General features: G+C 69.3%; 16 protein-coding genes. 11 read left to right on the forward strand and 5 right to left on the reverse strand.

Going from position 1 to position 18,687, the window contains the following annotated elements:
- Window positions 1-3 precede the first annotated feature (3 nt).
- From ACWGJP_RS06795 to ACWGJP_RS06845, 11 genes are all read left to right on the forward strand, one after another.
- The gene (locus tag ACWGJP_RS06795; RefSeq protein WP_452328987.1) at window positions 4-693 is read left to right on the forward strand and encodes a GntR family transcriptional regulator; all 690 of its coding nucleotides are present in this window, start codon (window positions 4-6) and stop codon (window positions 691-693) included.
- Window positions 690-1,634, forward strand: a complete 945-nt coding sequence (locus ACWGJP_RS06800; RefSeq protein WP_452328988.1) for a carbohydrate ABC transporter permease — start codon at window positions 690-692, stop codon at window positions 1,632-1,634. The genes ACWGJP_RS06795 and ACWGJP_RS06800 overlap by 4 nt, the downstream gene beginning before the upstream one ends.
- Window positions 1,634-2,455, forward strand: a complete 822-nt coding sequence (locus tag ACWGJP_RS06805; protein WP_452328989.1) for a carbohydrate ABC transporter permease — start codon at window positions 1,634-1,636, stop codon at window positions 2,453-2,455. The genes ACWGJP_RS06800 and ACWGJP_RS06805 overlap by 1 nt, the downstream gene beginning before the upstream one ends.
- Entirely contained in the window at window positions 2,452-5,130 is a 2,679-nt protein-coding gene (locus tag ACWGJP_RS06810) for a family 78 glycoside hydrolase catalytic domain (RefSeq protein ID WP_452328990.1), read from the forward strand. The genes ACWGJP_RS06805 and ACWGJP_RS06810 overlap by 4 nt, the downstream gene beginning before the upstream one ends.
- 65 nt (window positions 5,131-5,195) lie before the next feature.
- Window positions 5,196-6,455, forward strand: a complete 1,260-nt coding sequence (locus ACWGJP_RS06815) for an ABC transporter substrate-binding protein (protein WP_452328991.1) — start codon at window positions 5,196-5,198, stop codon at window positions 6,453-6,455.
- A 71-nt stretch (window positions 6,456-6,526) separates the two neighbouring features.
- On the forward strand, window positions 6,527-7,393 hold the full coding sequence (locus ACWGJP_RS06820) for a dihydrodipicolinate synthase family protein (RefSeq protein ID WP_452328992.1): 867 nt from the start codon (window positions 6,527-6,529) through the stop codon (window positions 7,391-7,393).
- 42 nt (window positions 7,394-7,435) lie between these two features.
- A complete protein-coding gene (locus tag ACWGJP_RS06825; protein WP_452328993.1) occupies window positions 7,436-8,947 on the forward strand; it encodes an exo-alpha-sialidase in 1,512 nt (503 codons plus the stop codon).
- Between the two features lie 123 nt (window positions 8,948-9,070).
- Window positions 9,071-10,054 carry a LacI family DNA-binding transcriptional regulator gene (locus ACWGJP_RS06830; protein ID WP_452328994.1) on the forward strand — a complete coding sequence of 328 codons (984 nt, stop codon included), beginning with the start codon at window positions 9,071-9,073 and terminating at the stop codon, window positions 10,052-10,054.
- A 95-nt stretch (window positions 10,055-10,149) separates the two neighbouring features.
- Window positions 10,150-11,679 (forward strand): FGGY-family carbohydrate kinase, encoded by a 1,530-nt coding sequence (locus ACWGJP_RS06835; protein ID WP_452328995.1) that lies wholly within the window; start codon window positions 10,150-10,152, stop codon window positions 11,677-11,679.
- A gap of 22 nt (window positions 11,680-11,701) precedes the next feature.
- Entirely contained in the window at window positions 11,702-13,336 is a 1,635-nt protein-coding gene (locus ACWGJP_RS06840) for a fucose isomerase (RefSeq protein ID WP_452328996.1), read from the forward strand.
- 137 nt (window positions 13,337-13,473) lie between these two features.
- The gene (locus ACWGJP_RS06845; protein ID WP_452328997.1) at window positions 13,474-14,835 is read left to right on the forward strand and encodes an FAD-dependent oxidoreductase; all 1,362 of its coding nucleotides are present in this window, start codon (window positions 13,474-13,476) and stop codon (window positions 14,833-14,835) included.
- On the opposite strand, the gene ACWGJP_RS06850 is transcribed toward ACWGJP_RS06845, so the two are convergent.
- The 5 genes from ACWGJP_RS06850 to ACWGJP_RS06870 are packed head-to-tail and all read right to left on the reverse strand — an operon-like array spanning window position 14,792 to window position 18,649.
- Window positions 14,792-15,445, reverse strand: coding sequence for a Pr6Pr family membrane protein (locus tag ACWGJP_RS06850; protein WP_452328998.1), 654 nt, complete (start codon window positions 15,443-15,445; stop codon window positions 14,792-14,794). The genes ACWGJP_RS06845 and ACWGJP_RS06850 overlap by 44 nt on opposite strands.
- Window positions 15,446-15,488: 43 nt before the next feature.
- Window positions 15,489-16,850: a DUF2252 domain-containing protein gene (locus ACWGJP_RS06855; RefSeq protein ID WP_452328999.1), complete on the reverse strand. Its 1,362-nt coding sequence runs from the start codon at window positions 16,848-16,850 to the stop codon at window positions 15,489-15,491.
- A gap of 53 nt (window positions 16,851-16,903) precedes the next feature.
- Complete coding sequence (locus tag ACWGJP_RS06860) at window positions 16,904-17,554, reverse strand: hypothetical protein (RefSeq protein WP_452329000.1); 651 nt, start codon at window positions 17,552-17,554, stop codon at window positions 16,904-16,906.
- Window positions 17,551-18,009: a MarR family winged helix-turn-helix transcriptional regulator gene (locus ACWGJP_RS06865; protein WP_452329001.1), complete on the reverse strand. Its 459-nt coding sequence runs from the start codon at window positions 18,007-18,009 to the stop codon at window positions 17,551-17,553. The genes ACWGJP_RS06860 and ACWGJP_RS06865 overlap by 4 nt, the downstream gene beginning before the upstream one ends.
- Before the next feature lie 52 nt (window positions 18,010-18,061).
- Window positions 18,062-18,649: a hypothetical protein gene (locus ACWGJP_RS06870; protein WP_452329002.1), complete on the reverse strand. Its 588-nt coding sequence runs from the start codon at window positions 18,647-18,649 to the stop codon at window positions 18,062-18,064.
- Window positions 18,650-18,687: the final 38 nt, after the last annotated feature.

An 18,687-nucleotide genomic window follows, 5' to 3' on the forward strand; every position in this document is an offset into this window, starting at 1 on the left:
TTCATGGTCACGATGCGACCGACCCGCGCCCCCGCCCTGGGCGATCAGCTCGCCGGCGTCCTGCGCGATCAGATCATCCGTCGGCAGGTGCTGCCGGGCACCCATCTCGTCGAGGATGCGCTCGCCGCCGAGTACGACGTGAGCCGCGGCCCCGTGCGCGACGCTCTGCGTCAGCTCGAGTCGCAGGGCCTCGTCGAATCGCGCCGCCGCGGATTCTTCGTCGTCGGCCTGAGCCAGAGCGACATCGACGACCTCTACGAGCTGCGCGAGTCCATCGAGCTCGTCGCCGTCACCCGTGCGATCACCCACGCGACCCCCGAGCAGCTGCGCATCGGGCGCGAGATCGTCAGGGAGATGATTGCCTGCGCCGATCGCTCCGCGGCCGCGGAGTTCGCCGATGCGGACATGCGCTTCCACGCCCTGCTCTACCGGATCGGCGGCAATCGCCGGCTGGTGGATGTGTGGGAGGCGTACGAGCCCGTCTTCGCGAGCCTCATGCAGCTCACCGTCGAGGAGGACGTCGACCTGCATCCGTCCGCACACGATCACGGCCGACTGCTCGATCTCCTCGAGAGCGGCGACGCCGCGGCGATCCAGGCAGAGCTGCGCGAGCACCTCGACGGTGCACGCGGCCGGATGGCGCATGCCGTCGAGGCGCTGACCGAGGCCGCCGATGAGGAGCGCGCATCATGACCCTGCTCGAAGACCGTACGGATGCCGTCGCCGCCCCGGCAGAAGAGACGCAACCCACCCGCCGCCGATTCGTCGGTGTAGCGCAGTCGCGCACGCTCCTCGTCCTGGCGATCCCTGCCCTGATCTTCTACGGCTTCGCCGTGCTCGTGCCGACGATCCGCGGGGCGGTGCTGGCATTCACGAACTGGGACGGCCTCTCCCAGACCTACGACTTCGTCGGCTTCGACAACTTCATCCGCATCTTCACGACGCAGAGCTCGCTCGAGGCGCTGAAGATGACGCTCATCTTCGCCGTCGCCGTGACGATCCTGCAGAACGGGATCGGTCTGCTGCTCGCCCTCGGCGTCAACAGCGGGCTGAAGTCGCAGAACTTCCTGCGGGTGCTGTTCTTCGCCCCCGTCGTGATCACCCCCGTGGTCGTCGCGTATCTCTGGAAGTTCCTGCTCACGCCGGACGGAGCGGTCAACACCCTTCTCGCCGGCGTCGGGCTGGGAGATGTCGCCCCGAGCTGGTTGGGCGACCCGTTCTGGGCGGCCGCCTCGGTGGTCATGATGATCGTCTGGCAGCACGCCGGCTACTCGATGGTCATCTACATCGCCGGCCTCCAGTCGATCCCACAGGAGCTGAACGAAGCGGCCGCCGTCGACGGCGCAGGCTCCTGGCGGCGGTTCTGGTCTGTGACCTGGCCGTTGCTCGCCCCGGCGACCGCGATCAACGTCATGCTCACGATCATCGGCGGGCTGAAGATGTTCACCGAGGTCTTCGTGCTGACCGCGGGAGGCCCAGGCGGATCGACCGAGACGATGTCGACGCTGCTCTACAAGTCGGCGTTCCAGTTCAACGAGTTCGGCTACGGCATCGCCCTGGCGCTCGTGCTCGCGGTCGTCGTCGTGTTCTTCTCCGTCGCGCAGCAGCGCCTGAGCCGGAAGGGCGGCCGCTGATGTTCCGCTACACCAAGGCCACCTTCGTGCGCGAAGTGGTCATGCTCCTCATCGCCCTGGTGTTCGTGTTCCCCGTCTACATCCTGGTGAACATGTCCCTGCGACCGGCAAACGATGCGACCTCGCCGCTTCTGCCCTCGGCGCGGCCGACCTTCGACAACTTCGCGCAGGCGTGGAGTCAGGCGGGCCTCGGGCAGGCCCTGCTCAACAGTGCCATCGTCACCGTCACGAGCGTCGTGCTCATCGTGGCGATCTCCTCGATGGCGGCGTACCCGCTGTCGAGGGTGATGTCCCGGTTGTCCACGACGGTGTTCTGGATCGTGCTCGTCGGCATGATGATCCCGTTCCAGGTCGCGCTGATCCCGCTGTACCAGACCATGCGCGATCTCGGCCTGCTCGGGTCGCTCGCCTCGCTGATCCTCTTCTACACGGGCAGCCAGGTGCCGTTCTCGGTGTTCCTCTACACCGGGTTCCTTCGCACTCTGGAGAGGGACTACGAGGAGGCGGCCGCTCTCGACGGTGCGGGCACGTTCCGCACGTTCACGAGCATCGTCTTCCCGCTGCTGCGTCCGATCACGGGCACCGTGATCATCCTCAACGCGATCACGGTGTGGAACGACTTCCTCGTTCCGCTCCTGTACCTCAGCGGCACCCCTCAGCAGACGGTCACCGTCGCGCTGTACGCCTTCGTCGGACAGTTCGTCTCGAACTGGCCCGTGGTGTTCGCAGGACTCGTGATCAGCGTCGTCCCCGTGCTCGCGGTCTACTTCCTCATGCAGAAGCAGATCATCAAGGGCTTCGCCGGAGGTCTGAAGGGATGAGCCTGACCGCATACGCCCTGCGTGTCGACGGACAGGCGGAGCCGCAGGGCATCGTCGCCGCTCCCGTGTTCTCCTGGCGTCTTGCCGCCGACATCCGAGGGGCCCGCCAGTCGGCCTATCGCATCACCGTCGCCCAGCACCTGCCGGGCGGGGACACCGCGCGCGTCTGGGACTCTGGGTGGACCCCATCGGATGCCACGACCGGCATCGCCTACGAGGGCGGACCTCTCACGAGTTCCGCCGACTACGCCTGGGAGCTCGAGCTGCGCGACCAGGGCGGCGCCAGCACGAAAGCCGGCGCGCGGTTCGCCACCGGCATCGTGCACCGCGACGAATGGCGGGCCGTGTGGATCGGACGCAATCCGCTCTTCCGGCACACCGCGCTTCCGCCGCAGGACACCGACATCAGCTTCACCGTCAACAAGCTGCAGCCGGTCCGCCGCTTCGTCAGGCACTTCACCCTCGACGAGGTGTCCGCCGTCGCGAAGGTCCACGTCTCGGCCAAGGGTGCCTATCGGCTGTACGTGAACGGGACGAAAGTCGGCACGGACGAGCTCGCGCCGGGATGGACCGAGTACCGCGACCGCATCACCTACCAGTCCTGGGACATCACGCCGCTGCTGCGCCGTGGCCGTAACAGCATCGCAGCCCTCCTCGGCGACGGCTGGTATGTCGGCTTCATCGGCACCGACAGGCGCCATCAGGCGCAGCACTACGGCAAGGAGCCGTCGCTGTTGGCGCAGGTCGTGCTCGATTCCGGCGACGGGGGTCGACGGGTCGTGGCGACCGGCGACGGATGGAAGGAGGATGCCTCGGACATCCTCTACGCCGACATGCTCATGGGCCAGTACGAGGACTCCCGCCGTGCCGAGCCCGGCTGGCACCTGCCGGAGCACGACATCTCCGGCTGGTCGGATGCCGTGGTCAAGGACACCTCCGTCGACCTGCTCGTCCCGGAAGCGGATCCCGGCGTGCGCGCCACGGTGCGCCTGCCGGCGGTGTCCGTCGAGCCACGGGGCGACGGCCGTTTCATCGTCGACTTCGGTCAGAACCTGGTCGGGCGGCTGCGCCTCACACTTCGCGATCAGCCGGCGGACCGCCGGATCCAGCTCGATCACGCGGAGGTGCTCGACGAGGGCGAGCTCTACACCGCCAACCTGCGCACGGCGGAGCCCGTGGACGTGTTCTGGACCAACGGCGACGCCGAGCAGGTCTTCGAACCGCGGTTCACGCTGCACGGCTTCCGCTTCGCCGAGGTGCGAGGCATCCACGGAGACCTCGCGGCGGCGGACATCGAGGCGGTTGTCCTGCACAACGACGTCGAGTTCGTCGGGACATTCTCGTCATCTGACGCCCTCCTCGATCGGCTGTACCAGAACGTCGAATGGGGGCTGAGGGGGAACTTCGTCTCGATCCCCACCGATTGCCCGCAGCGCGACGAACGGCTCGGCTGGCTCGCCGATGCGCAGGTGTTCGCGCCGACCGCCCTCGCGATGGCCGATCTCGGCCCCCTGCTCCGGCGCTGGATGCGCGACGTGCGCAGCGCGCAGAACGACGACGGCGCCTTCCCCGACATCGCCCCGCACCTCATCCATCTCCGCGAAGGCGCGCCCGCGTGGGGCGACGGCGGGGTGACGATCCCGTGGAACGTGTACCGGGTGACGGGCGATCGGTCCGTGCTCGCCGAGGCCGCGGACTCGATGGTCGCGTGGGTGCGGCACATCGAGCGGCACAACCCGGATCTCGTCTGGCGCGAGCAGGTGGGCAACGACTACGGCGACTGGCTGCAGATCGGTGAGGAGACACGCAAGGACGTTCTGTCGACGGCCTACTTCGCGCGCAGTGCGGACCTCACCGCACGCGCGCTCAGGATCCTGGGGCGGACGGAGGAGGCCGAAGGCATCGCACGTCTGCACGAGCGCATCCGCGCGGTGTACCGCGAACGCTTCGTGGCAGAGGACGGCACGGTCGCCGGCGACACGCAGGGCGGCTACCTTCTCACCCTGGCCTTCGGGCTGCACGCGGCGGACGACCTCGATCTCATCGCGCAGAAGCTGGTCGCCGCCGTCGAGCGGCGCGACGTCTCGCTCACGACCGGGTTCGTGACGGTGGGGCTCCTCTGCCCCGTGCTCGCCAGGATAGGCAGGGAGGATCTGGCCTTCCGCCTGCTGCACAACGACCGGTACCCGTCCTGGCTGTACTCGGTGCGCAACGGCGCGACGACCATCTGGGAGCGTTGGGACGGCTGGACACCGGAGCACGGCTTCCAGTCGGCCCGCATGAACAGTTTCAACCACTACTCGCTGGGCTCGGTCGGGGAGTGGTTCTTCTCCGGCATCCTCGGCATCGACCAGGCCGATGCATCCGCCGGCTACCGGGAGATCGAGCTCGCACCTCGATTCGATCCGGCGCTCGATCACGCAGCCGGCTCCCTGGAGACCACGCGAGGTCGGATCGCGAGCACCTGGCGGCGTGAGGGAGACCGCATCGTCCTGGTCGTCACGATCCCGCCAGGGCCGGATGCCTTCCTCACCGTGCCCACCGCGGAGGAGATCACGGAAGGAGGCGAGAACGCGACGCACTCGCACGGCGTCACCCTGATGGATCGAAGTCCACGGAGCACCCGACTGCGGCTGGAACCCGGAACCTACGAACTCCGGTTCCTGCCCTGGTGATCCCGAAACCCCTACACCCTGACCCGGGGGCTCCCGCCCCCTTCCTGCATTGGAGTCTAGCCACCATGAAATCGCGTTACATCGCCGTCGTCGCCGGTGTCGCCGTCGCGGGCCTCGGCCTGTCGGCGTGCTCGTCTGCGGAGCAGCCGTCGAGCACCGAACCAACGGATTCGCTCACGATCGCCACCACGTCCAACAACCAGGCCCCCATGGAGGCGGTCGTCGCCGCCTACGAGGAGAAGACCGGGATCGACGTCAATCTCACGGTCGCTGACACCTCGCAGTTCCAGACGACGATCCGCACCCAGCTCTCCAGCGGAACCGCGCCGGACGTGTTCACGGTCTGGGCCGGCGGCGGCAACCCCGGAGCCATCGACGTGCTCCAGGGCGCGGGCTACCTCGCCGACCTCTCCGACCGCGACTGGGTCGCCGACGTCGATCCAGGGACGTCGGAGACCCTCCAGATCGACGGAAAGACCTACGGTCTGCCCTCCAAGCTCGACGCGGTCGGCGCCATCTACAACACCGCCACGCTTGCGGAGCTCGGTCTCGAGGTCCCGACGACGTACAGCGACCTGCTGACCTACTGCGCCGACGTCGCCTCGGCGGGCAAGGTCGCCTTCGCCCTCGGCATCCAGACCGACTGGGTCACCCAGCTCGTGCCGTACGCGCTCGTCGCGTCGACGGTCTACGCCGACGACCCCGACTTCGATGCGCAGCTCACCGACGGCTCTGCGACGTTCGACGGCTCCGGCTGGGGCGACGCCTTCGACAAGTACACGGAGATGAGCGAAGCCGGCTGCTTCAACGACGACCCGCTCGGCACGGACGTGACCGCGTCGTACGGGCTGGTCAACTCGGGCGAGGCCGTGGGTGTCGTCCAGGTGCTCGCGTCGTACCCGCAGATCGCCTCGACCGCTCCGGAGGGCACCGAGTTCGGCTTCTTCCCGCTGCCGGGCGACGACTCTGGCACGCCGTCGATCCCGCGCGGTATCGGTGTGAGCTTCGCGGTCAACGAGAACGCCACCAACGCCGTGAACGCCCTCGACTTCGTCGACTGGCTGGCCACGCCGGAGGCGACCGGCGTCTGGTTCGAGGCCGCGCCCGGCATCCCTGCACTGACGACCGCCGAGGTCGAGCTGGACCCGGTGATGCAGACCGCGGCGGACATCATCGCCGAGGGCCGCACCGCCCCCATGCCCGACCAGGGCTGGCCGAACGCCAAGGCGCAGGCCGCGCTGTTCGTCGGTGTGCAGCAGCTCTTCTCCGGACAGGCGGGCACGGCCGACGTGCTGCGCTCGATGGACGAGGCCTTCGCAGGCTGACCCCCCCCGGGTTCCGGGGCGCAGGGCGCCCCGGAACCCGCCCCACCTCTCCCGGAAAGACCTTCACACGCATGCCATCGCACGACATCATCACCGCCGTTCCGCTCGCCTTCGATGAGCACGGAGCGCTCGACCCGGCCGGCACCAGGGCCATCCTCGAGTACGTCGCCGCCTCCGGCGTCCAAGGGGCGCTGGTGCTCGGGACCACCGGGGAGTTCCCCGCGCTCTCCATCGAGGAGCGCAACGCGGTCGCCCGCCTCTCGCTCGAGGTGCTCGCGGACATCAGGGTGATCGTGCACGTCGGAGCCGCGAGCCGTTTCGAGGTCTCGCAGCTCATCGCCGGCGCACGCGCTGCGGGCGCGCAGGAGATCGCGGTGCTCACACCGTACTACCTGCCCGCCCCGCCCGATGAGGTCTACGACTTCTTCCAGGAGGTCGTCGCGGAGGCGGAGGGGCTCGATGTCTACGTCTACATGTTCGAAGCGCGCACCGGCATCCCCGTCGACGAGGAGCTCATCGTGCGCCTCGCAGAACTGCCGGGGGTCGTGGGGGTGAAGGTCAGCGGAGAATCGCTCGACCTCATCGCGTCTTTCCGCAGCAGGCTGCCGGAGGACTTCCTCATCTACACCGGCTCGGACGGCGATTTCGCCAGAGCGGGTCGCGCCGGCGCGGACGGCGTGATCTCCGGAGTGGCCTCGGCTTTCGCGCGCCCCTTCGTGGCGATGCGCGAGGCGCTGCTCGCCGGCGACGCCGCCCGGATCGAGGAACTGCAGACAGACATCGACGAAGTCGTCGCGGCGGTGGACGGGTCCCCCGCGCGCATGCGCGCCGCCCATCGCCTCGCCGGGCGCCCGGTCGGAGGGCGGCGCATGCCGATCCCCGAGCCGGATGCCGCGGTGCTCGCGCGACTCGCGCGCGACGTGCCGCATCACCAATAGAACGGCACCCGCAGGGGGTGCCGGAAGATGAAGGAGCAAGCAATGTCGCCCTCACGCATCTCCCTCCGTCGGCGTCTCATCGCCGCCGGAGGCCTCATGTCAGCCGCAGCGCTGTCCGCCACGTTGATGGCAGGGCCGGCGATCGCGGTCGACGAAGCACCACCGCCCATCACCGTCGCAGACGGCCTCATCGACACCGCCGACCTGAATGCGCTCGGCCTCCCGCAGGCGCAGAACGCGGAGACGGTGACGATCTTCTCGCCGGGGGATGACGACCATGCGTTCAACCACGGCACCGTTCTCATGGCGTTCAAGGGGCGTCTGTACGCGCAGTGGCAGAGCTCGCTGCGCGACGAGGACGCTCCCGAGACGATCGTCCGCTACAGCGTCAGCGACGAGAGCGGGGAGAACTGGTCCGCGCCCATCGATCTCACCGCACCGCGCACCGACGGCTACACCTCGAACGGCGGCTGGTGGACGGACGGGGAGACGCTGGTCGCCTACCTGAACGTCTGGCCGGCGGCTCTCTCGCCCCGCGGCGGATACACGCTCTACGTCTCGAGCACGGACGGCGTGAACTGGAGCGAGCCCGCGCCGGTCACCGACCAGAACGGGGATCCCGTACTCGGCATCATCGAACAGGACACCAAGGCGCTGGCGAGCGGGCGGCTGCTGACCGCTTTCCACGTGCAGCCAGGCCTGCAGGTGAAGCCGTACTACACCGATGACCCGCTGGGCGTGACAGGGTGGACGCAGGGCGAGCTGGAGAACCAGCCCTATCTGCCGGATGAGATGTCGCGCGAGCTGGAGCCCAGCTGGTTCCAGCAGCCGGACGGCGACATCGTGATGACCTTCCGCGATCAGGGCGGCAGCAGCATGTTCAAACTCGCCTCGATCAGTCACGACGACGGGGTCACCTGGTCGGACTCGGTGGTCACGGACATTCCGGACTCGCGCACCAAGCAGAGCGCGGGGACGCTTCCGGACGGCACTGCGTACCTGGCCGGAAGCCTGACCGGCACGAAGACGCGGTACCCGCTCGTGCTCGTCCTGAGCGCGGACGGCGAGACCTTCACCGACGGCTTCGTGCTGCGCGATGCGGCCGATCTCCAGCCGCTTCGATATGCCGGAAAGTCGAAGAACCTCGGCTACAGCTACCAGAAGAGCTACGTCTGGGGCGACGACCTGTACGTCTCGTACGGGACGAACAAGGAGGACGTCGAGTACACCCGCGTTCCGCTGGCTGACATCTCGCTCCGCCAGGCTCCTGGAGCGGTCGATCGGCCGCTCGTCGAGGGAGCCGGGCGCTCGCTCGTGGTCGATTGGGCGGCACCCGCCTCCGGCGGATCCGCGATCACGGGCTACGCGGTCACCGCCGAGTCGCGTTCGGGCGTCGTCGTGGAGACGACCGTGTCCGCGGATGAGCTCGGCACGACTCTGACGGGTGTCGCACCGGGACGCTACCGCGTCACGGTGGCCGCGGTGAACGCCTACGGCCAGGGCGAGGCGTCCGAACCGTCGGTGTGGGTGACGGTCACGGGCAAGCGCCACTAGTCGCTCGATCTCGGTCCGGCGTCGTCGCGGATGACGCCGGACCGGGATCGCCGCGCATGGCGCGGCAATCGATTTCACGTCGTTCGCGGTACTGTTTCCTCACGCCAGGAAGCATGAGGTCCGATGTCCACGATCTACGACGTCGCAAGACTCGCCGGGGTGTCCCCGGCGACCGTGTCGCGACTGTTCAACGGCACCAATGTCTCGCCGGCGAAGGCCGCGGCCATCCGCAAGGCGGCCGAAGAGCTGAGTTTCGTTCCCAACCGCACCGCCAGGACGCTCAGGCGGCAGAGCTCTCAGGTCATCGGGCTCATCATCCCCGACATCGAGAACCCGTACTTCACGGAGATGGCACGCGGCGTCCAGGACGTCGCGGCAGATGCCGGGCTCTCGGTCGTGCTGTGCAACTCCGACTCGGAGTCGGACAAGGAGCAGACGTACCTCGACATCGCGGTCGCCGAGCACATGTCGGGCGTCATCATCGCCACGGCGTCCGAGGACTCCCGTCTCGATGCCGTGCTCGCCGCGGGCCGACCCGTCGTCGCCGTAGACCGGCACACCTCCCACGACGTCGATGCCGTCGTGATGGCCAACCGGGCCGCAGGCGTGAGCGCGACGAGGAGCCTGATCGACGCCGGGTACCGCCGGATCGCCTGCATCAACGGGCCGGAGTCGATCGACACCGCCGCCGAGCGTGCGGCGGGCTGGCGGGACGCCCTCGCCGATGCCGGGCGCGAGGTCGACGAGGATCTCCTGCGTTTCTCCTCCTTCCGCGTCGATGGGGGCAGGGAGGCGATGGCGCGGCTGCTCGAGCTGCCCACTCCGCCGGATGCCGTGGTCGCGGGCAACAACCTCATCGGCGTCGGGGCGATCCAGGTGCTCAGCGAGCAGGGGCTCACCCCGCCGCGGCTGGGAGTGGCGGTGGTCGGCTCCCTCCCGTTCACCACGCTGTCCCCTGCTGCGGTGACGGTCGTCCGTCTGCCGGCCCGCCACATGGGCGTCACGGCCGCCCGGATGCTCCTCGATCGGATCGAGGGCGATGCGCAGCCGGCGAGGACCGTCGTGCTGCGCAGCGAGCTGCAGCCCGCCACCGCGGCGCGCGACTGATCGCCTCTCTTCCCGGCGCTCCGCGTCTTGAGTTGATTGATGAAATCGATTTCGCGTAGGGTTAGGGAAAGCCATCCGCGATCGAGGAGGACGCCATGCGGTGCACGATCGGGGTCGACGTGGGGACGTCGAGCACCAAGGGCGTGCTCGTCGCGGCGGACGGCGAGATCCTGGCGTCGGCGACACGCACGCACGAGGTGGACCGCCCGCGGACCGGCTGGGTGGAGATGGACGCCGCCCTCTGGTGGGACGAGTTCGTCTCCATCGCGCGAGAGCTCGTGGCGTGGCGCGCTTCGACAGGCTCAGCGAGCGATGGGAGCGGTGGCTCAGCGAGCGCCGTAGAGATCGTCGCCATCGGCGTCAGCGGCATGGGCCCGTGCGTGCTGCTCGCGGATGAGGACGACATTCCGGTGCGCCCGACGATCCTGTACGGCGTCGACACCCGCGCGGGCGCCCAGATCGCCCGGATGACCGAGGAGCTCGGCGAGGGGGAGATCACCCGCATCGGCGGCTCGGTCCTCACCTCCCAGGCCGGCGGCCCGAAGCTCGCCTGGGTCTCGGACGCGGAGCCCGAGGTTTTCGTCCGTGCGCGGCGACTGTTCATGCCGGCATCCTGGCTCGTCAGGCGGCTCACCGGTTCGTACGTGCTCGATCACCAGTCGGCCAGCCAGATGAGCCCGCTCTACGACATCGAATCGGAGTGCTGGCACCGCCCATGGTGGGATCGCTACGCGCCGGCGGTCGAGCCCCCGTCGCTGAGGTGGGCGGGCGACATCGCGGGAGTCGTGACGTCGGATGCGGCATCCGCCACGGGCCTTCCCGAGGGTGCACCCGTCATCGCAGGGACCATCGACGCATGGACCGAGGCGGTCAGCGTCGACGCGCACGGCGACGGCGACCTCATGCTCATGTACGGGACGACGATGTTCCTCGTCGCGACCGGCTCCGCGCCGCTGCGCACCCCGTCGATGTGGACGACGGCTGGTGCGTTCGAAGGCACGCGGAACCTCGCCGGCGGGCTCTCCACGTCCGGCGCCCTGACCGGATGGTTGAAGGAGCTCACCGGTGCGGACTATCCGGACCTGCTCGCCGAGGCCGAGGAATCCGGACCCGGCGCGAAGGGGCTCCTGATGCTGCCCTACTTCGCGGGTGAGCGGACGCCGATCCAGGATCCGGATGCCAGAGGCGTCATTGCCGGGCTCACGCTCGAGCACGGCAGGGGTGACCTCTACCGCGCGGCCCTGGAGGCGACGGCCATGGGGGTGCGGCACAACATCGAGACGATGCGCGCCGCCGGAGCGGACATCCGCCGCGTCGTCGCGGTCGGCGGCGGAACGCAGGGGCGGCTGTGGATGCAGGTCGTCTCCGACGCCACGGGCGTCGCCCAGGAGCTCCCCCGCACCACGATCGGCGCCAGCTACGGCGCAGCCTTCCTCGCCGCATCCGCCGTCGCAGACAGAGGGTCCGTCCCGCGCATCGCCGGCTGGAACCCGATCGTCGAGACCATTCAGCCGGACCCCGACGCGCGCCGGATCTACGACGCCCTCTACGACCGCTACCGACGCCTGTACGAGGCATCGAGAGACATCGTCCACGAGCTCGCCGCCACCCAGCGGACCACCTGAACAACGAGAGACCGGAGCCATCATGACCGCTTACGCCTTCCCCACCCCCGCACCCCGTCCTTCGTCCGCGCCGCGGACGGCCTATCTCATCACCTCCGGCGATCTGCGCGAGTCCGCGAACGTCGCCGGCTGGCCCACGCAGGTGGAGCTCGAGGCCGGCGTGACGCGTGTCTTCGAGCAGCTCGGTTGGAGCGTCATCCGCGCCTTCGACGTCGATCCGGCGACCGGCCACGGCTTCATCTCCAGTCAGCGCATGGGCATGGAGGTCTTCAAGAACATCCCCGTCGATGCGCCGCTGATCGTCGCGACGGCCAACTGGCAGTACTCCCACCACGTGCTCGCGGGGCTGCGCACTCACGAGGGCCCGATCCTCACGGTCGCGAACTTCGCCGGCGACTGGCCGGGGCTCGTCGGGCTCCTCGGGCTCAACGCCGGGCTCACCAAGATGAACAAGCCCTACGCCACGACGTGGTCGGTCGACTTCACCGATGACGCCTTCGTCGACGGCATCCGCGAGTGGACCGAGACCGGGACCATCACGCACGACGCCTCGCACGTCCGACCGCTGCCGGTCCTTGCGGACAGCCCCGAGAAGCGTCTGGGCGAGGCGCTCGCCGCCGAACTGCTCGCGGACAAGGCCATCATCGGCGTGTTCGATGAGGGCTGCATGGGCATGTACAACGCGATCTTCGACGATGAGCTGCTGAACAAGACGGGCATCTACAAGGAGCGCCTGTCGCAGTCCGCGCTCTATGCGGAGATGCTGAACGTCACCGAGGCCGAGGCGGACGCCGCGTACGACTGGCTCATCGAGGCCGGGATGACGTTCGTCTACGGCGAGGATGCCGCCACCGAGCTCACCCGCGAGCAGGTGCAGTGGCAGCTGAAGATGTACATCGCCGCCCTCCGCATCGCCGATGACTTCGGACTCGACGCGGTGGGCATCCAGTACCAGCAGGGTCTGAAGGACCTCGTGCCGGCATCCGACCTCGCCGAAGGCATCCTGAACTCGACCGAGCGCCCGCCGGTGACCTCCCGTGACGGCTCGCGCGTCCTCCACGAGGGACGCGCCTTCCCCCACTTCAACGAGGCCGATGAGGGCGTCGCCGTCGATGCCCTCATCACCGACCGGGTGTGGCGGGCGATGGGCCTCGTGCCGGACAACACGTTGCACGACGTGCGCTGGGGCGAGGAGTACGACGGGCAGTTCGTGTGGGTGTACGAGATCTCGGGTTCGGTACCCGCTTCGCACCTGGGCGGATGGCAGAACGCCGAGGGCTGGCGGCAGGGACATGTGTTCTTCCCCGCCGGTGGCGCAACGATCAACGGAGTGTCCCAGCCGGGTGAGCTCGTCATCTCGCGCGTGTTCATCGCCGACGGCATCCTTCAGGCCGACATCTTCCGCGGATCAGCGATCACCCTGCCGGAGGACGAGACGCAGCGTCGCAAGGACGCGACGAACCCGGAATGGCCGATCGCGCACGTCGTGCTGCACGGGCAGAGCCGTGACCAGTTCATGGCCAGGCACAAGGCGAACCATGCCCAGGTCGTCTACGCGCCGGACGCAGAGACCGCCGACAAGGCCCTCATCGCGAAGGCCGCCTTCTTCGAGGGAATCGGGATCAAGGTCAACCTCGTCGGCGACGTGAACCTCTGAGCGTCGCGCTGACTGCTCGCTGAGCTGTCGAAGCGCGTCCTCCGTTCGCTCGCTGAGTCTGTCGAAGCGCGCCCTCCGTTCGCTCGCTGAGCCTGTCGAAGCGCCGTGCCGAGCCAGGGCGGTAAGGTGGCGACACGATGAGGATCACGCGTCGGACGTTTCTGATCGGTGCCGGCGCCGGTGCCATCGGCGTGCTGCTGGCGTCGTGCACGCCGGAGCCGGCGCCGTCCCCGACGCCCACGCGCACGCCTTCACCGCTTCCGACGATGCCGGTGCCCGCGCCGGCGGCGAGCATCCGCAGCGCCTGGTCCGCCGACCCGTACGCGGAGGGCGCCGTGAGCTACACCCGCGTCGGGGTCCAGGCCCAGACGCGGGCCACACTCGCCGAGCCTGTCGAACGACGCCTCTTCCTCTCCGGCGAGGCGACCGATGTGGAAGCACCGGGAACGATCCTCGGCGCGGTGCGCTCCGGCCTCGATGTCGCCGTCCGGGTGCGGTCGGTGATGGTCGGGGACGAGCGCGTCGCCGTCATCGGTGCCGGTCTCGCAGGCGCGGCCGCCGCATCGGCGCTCGTCGAGGCCGGCGCCGCCGTCACGGTCTTCGAGGCGCGCGATCACGTCGGCGGTCGCGCTGCCTCGACCATCGAGCAGGGCTGGCCGATGCCCGTCCAGCTCGGCGGCTGGCTCATCCGACCGGAGGACGCCGAGGCGGCGGGTGTCGCCGACGTCGATGCGGCGGTCGTGGACGCGCCGTGGTGGCGCTCCGCCGATGCGGACGTCGAGCCTCTGACGGATGCTCCGATCACCGCGGCGATCGATGCCGCCGTCGATCTTCCCACCGACGTCTCGCTGAGCCAGGCTCTCGTCGATTCCGGCGCGGACCCCGACGATGCGCGACTGGCCGCGCTGCTGGCCTCTCTCGTGTCGACCGCGGGTGCCGAGCCCGACCTGCTCTCGACGTGGTTCCCGCCGGCGCTGCCGCAGGCATCCTCCCTCGCGCTGCTCGGAGATCTCGGCGCGCACGTCGAGAGCCTGCTGGAGGGCGCGCGGCTCAGCCTCTCCTCCCCGGTCTCCCGCATCGCCTACGACGACGCAGGGGTCAGCCTCCGGCTCGGCACGGGCGAGTCGGTCTCTTTCGACAGGGTGGTTGTCACCGTTCCCCTCGGCGTGCTGCAGGCGGACGCCATCGAGTTCGCGCCGGCGCTGCCGTTCACCCACCGCGGCGCCGTCAACGCGCTCGGCATGGGGGACATCGAGACGATCTGGCTCCGCTACGACGAGCCGTTCTGGAACTCCGAGGCGACGATCTGGCAGGTCGTCGGGTCCGAGGGCCTCATCCGGACATGGGTCAACCTCCAGCCGCTGACCGGCGAGAGCATCCTCGTCGGCATCGTCGGGGGTGCGGATGCCGAGGAGTTCGCCGAGCTCGACGACACCGGCGCGCTGGCCGCCGCGCTCAGCTCGCTGGAGGTCTTCCTGCCCGTCGACGAGACGGGCTGATCCGGCTGATCAGCGCGAGCAGGGCGGCAACGGCGGCGAACAGCGCGAGGGCGAGTCCGCTCGTCACGGCGAACTCGCCGAAACCGCTCACCTGCCGAAGGTCAAGGAAGTAGTACGGATACCAGCCGATGCGGGGCCCGCGCCACATGGTCACCGCGCCCCAGACGATCGGGAACGCCAGGGAGTACGGCACGGTCCACCAGCTGACTGAGCGATGACCCGGTGTCACGATCCACGCGAGCGCGGTCACGGCGGGGAGCCAGAAGTGCAGCACCTGATCGGACCACGGCACGTCGACACGGATGCCCCGCAGACCCGCCTGCCAGACGATCAGGGCGAACGCGATCCCCGCCGTGATCGTCCACGTCAGCGTCAGCGACAGCGCGATGCTGTACCAGCGGGGATCCTCCTCGCGCAGCCAGGCGATCACCGCGCCGGCGATCAGGAGCGCCACGAGCGCGATGTTCGACTCGACCGTGAGGTAGGCGAAGAAGTTCTCCCCGGCGATGGTCTGCGAGCTCAGGCCCCAGAGCAGTCGGTGCACGAGGGCGATCGTGCAGACGGCCGCGGTGAGCAGGCGGAGCATCCCGAAGGTCGTCCGTGCCGTCACCGTCGATCCGCCTCCTTCCCCGCTGCCTGGCCTCCCGGCGAGTCTACGATCCGGCCGTGCTCGCCCGCTGGGCCGTGAAGGCCTCGAAATCGGCCAGCGACACGGCCGCATAGGCGTACGCCCACCGCAGCAGCGCCTCGGTGACCGTGCGGCCGCCGCCGATGTAGCCGGCGACGATCGTCGATGTCTCGGACTGGCTGTGCGCCCGCGCGAGCGTCGCGGCACACGCCTGGGCGTACGTGACGAAGGGGCCGTCGTCGAGCTCCTCGATCTCGATGCCGCCCTTCATGTCGTGGAACTGCCTGGCGTAGTAGTCGCCGTTCGCGCCGCGGAAATGACCGAGGAAGGGATCGGACAGCGCCTGCAGGATCCGCTGCAGCGAGACCACGCGTGCGCCTTCGCCCTTCGCCTCGATGAGCCGCTGGAGGAGCCTCGGCTGCGGGATCCGGCCGAACTCGACGAGCACGCTCCGCTTCGCCTCCTTCGGCTGCATGAGCAGGGTGTTGTCCTCGCCGTCCTGGAAGAGCACGAGGTAGCAGCGGGTGCCGACGCTTCCCACCCCGACCACGCGGCGGGCGACGTCCGCGAGGGTGTAGTGGTCCAGCAGCAGCGAGATGTCGGCGCCGGCCGAGGTGCGGTACTCATCGATGAGGTCGTGGACGACGGCCTCGACCTCCGACTCCACGGCTGTCGTCGTCGGCGGCTGATGCACGAAGCGACGGCGCCCGTCGTCGCCGAGGGCGGTGAGCCGACGGACGGCCCGCTCACCGGTGCGCTTCTGCGCGTGCCTGATCGAGCGGCGGACGGCCCGCCTGGCGTCCTGGTCGAGCAGCGCGCGCGTGGACTCCACGTCGAAATGGGTGAAGTAGCGCTCCGTCGGGCTGGTCCTGCTGCCGCGGCGGATGCCTCGGACGTAGCTGCGCACCGCCTCGCGGACCGCCTGCTCGATCACGGCGTCCGATCGGCCGGATGCCTGACCGCCGACCACGACACTGGCGACCAGCCGCTTGAGATCCCACTCCCACGGCGCCCACGCCGCCTCGTCGAAGTCGTTCAGATCGAACATCAGATCGCGCTGCGGCGAGGCGTAGAAGCCGAAGTTCGACACGTGCGCGTCGCCGCAGGAGGCGACGAGGATGCCCGAGTGCGGTGCGTCGGCGAGATCTGCGGCCATGAGCGCCGCCGTGCCGCGGTAGAACGCGAACGGGCTCGCCGACATCCGCTCCGCGCGGAGCGGGACGAGCTCGGGGACGCGACCGGCGTCCTGCGCGGCGAGGATGCCGAGCGGATCGCGCTCGCCGGAGGACAGCACGGCGAGCTCGGTGCGGGGGATCTGGGTGCGGACCGATCGCCCGCGCTCCACGAGTTCCGCGCGGGAGGCGGGGCGCGTCCAGTCTGTGCTCATCCGCTCATCATGGCACCGGTGAGCCCGCGCGCGTGCCGCGGGGTCCGGCCGGGTCAGGCGGCGGTGAGGAACGGGCGTGCGGCGTCGAGATAGGCGCGCGGGTCGTCCGCCCAGAGCCGGATGCGTTCGACCCGATGGCTGCCGCCCTTCGGCGGCAGGCCGGGCAGCCGTACCGTCACGGGACGCTCCAGCTCGATCTCGATGTTGGTCTCGTCCTGCACCCGTTCGGCGTACTCGACGCCTGTGATGCGCTGCTGCTTGGGCTCGTCGACCCTTCGCGCGATAGCGATCGAGGCGATGTCCTCCCAGGACACCGGGACGTCGACCTCCAGACCGGCGCGCACCCTCACTCCGTCGGGGCCGACGATGTGCGGGCGCATGAGCATGGCGCAGAGCAGGCCCAGCATCCAGGTCACGCCCCAGATGCCGAGGACCAGCATGATGATGCGCACGACGGGCCACCGGTGCACGATGAGGTCGATGATCGGGATCTCCACGGCCGAGAGCCCGATGAAGATGAACAGCACCGTCAGCACCGGGCGGTGATAGCCCAGCCCCGTGCCGCCGGCCGGCACCGCGGGGCGCCGCGTGACGGCACGGGCGATGCTGGAGTACACCCGGAGCTCGGCGAACAGCGCTCGGCGCAGCGCGTCGATGACGCGAGCCCCGCGCGAGGGCGCGATCCGGTCCGCCGTGTCCGTCATGAGCCGGCCTTCGTCGTGGCGGCTGCCGCATCGTCCACCAGCGAATGCAGGCGTTCGACGACGGCCGCGAGTCCTCGGTCGACCGCATCGCGATCCTCCGGTGCGATGGCCGAGCGCAGGGCCGCGTCGAGTTCGGCGTGCTCCTGCTGCATCCGCGCCATCTCCGCGGCCGCGGTGTCGGTGAGCTCGACGAGCACAGCCCGACGGTCCGTAGGGTGCGGCATGCGCCGGACGTGGCCTGAGCGCTCGAGCGCATCGACGAGACCGGTGATGTTGCGGGGAGTCACCGCGCACTCGCGCGCGAGCGCCTGCTGCGTGAGGGGCCCCGCGTGGTGGAGCACCCAGAGCAGATGCACGCGGGCGGTGGTGAGCCCTGTTCCGACGAACGCGCGCGACATGTCCTTCTGGAACAGATCGGCGATCTGGAGCAGGCGATCGATGAGCAGGGGCGACATGATTGTTACCCTACTGCATTATTACCTATATTCACGATTTTGAGAGATGCGGTCACGCAGGCGGAAGTCTCAGCACGCCCGGTGCTTCGCCGCCGGTGAGGTCCTCGGCGATCCGGATGCTGCGGGCGAGCTCGTCCGCCGCGGGGATCACCGTGCCGAAGCGTTCCCGGTCGCTGCACACGATGTTCAGTGTGATCAGGTGCGTACCCGTGTCCCAGGTGTAGGTGGCGAACGGCGGGGACGACGGTGACGGAGGGATCGGCATCACGAGTTTCTCGCCGACACCGAGCGGTGTGCGGAACTCCTCGGTGTCGTCGTATTCGATCGGCATCGTCGCCCTGGCCATCCTGACCTGCGGCGTCAGCTCCTGGGTCGTCGCCAGCGCTACGAGCAGCTCCGGATCCGCCTTCCACGTCCAGGCGAGCACGCGGCCGTCCGCCTGTCGCATCGCGAAGGGCGCGGCCTGGCTCATCAGCCATGCGCCGAGCCGCGAACCAGGCCGCTCCGCGGCGCCCACCGCCTGGTTCGCCTGCCCGAGCAGCATCCGCAGCGCCGCCTTGCGATGGCGGCGGCCCTTCCAGCCGAGCGATCCGGTCACGGGGATCCACAGGGCGGGGTCGGCGGATGCTGTCAGGCGCATGCCTCCACGGTAGACGCTCGGGCCATGGACCGCGCGGC

It is taken from the genome of Microbacterium sp. NPDC055903 (assembly GCF_053615555.1).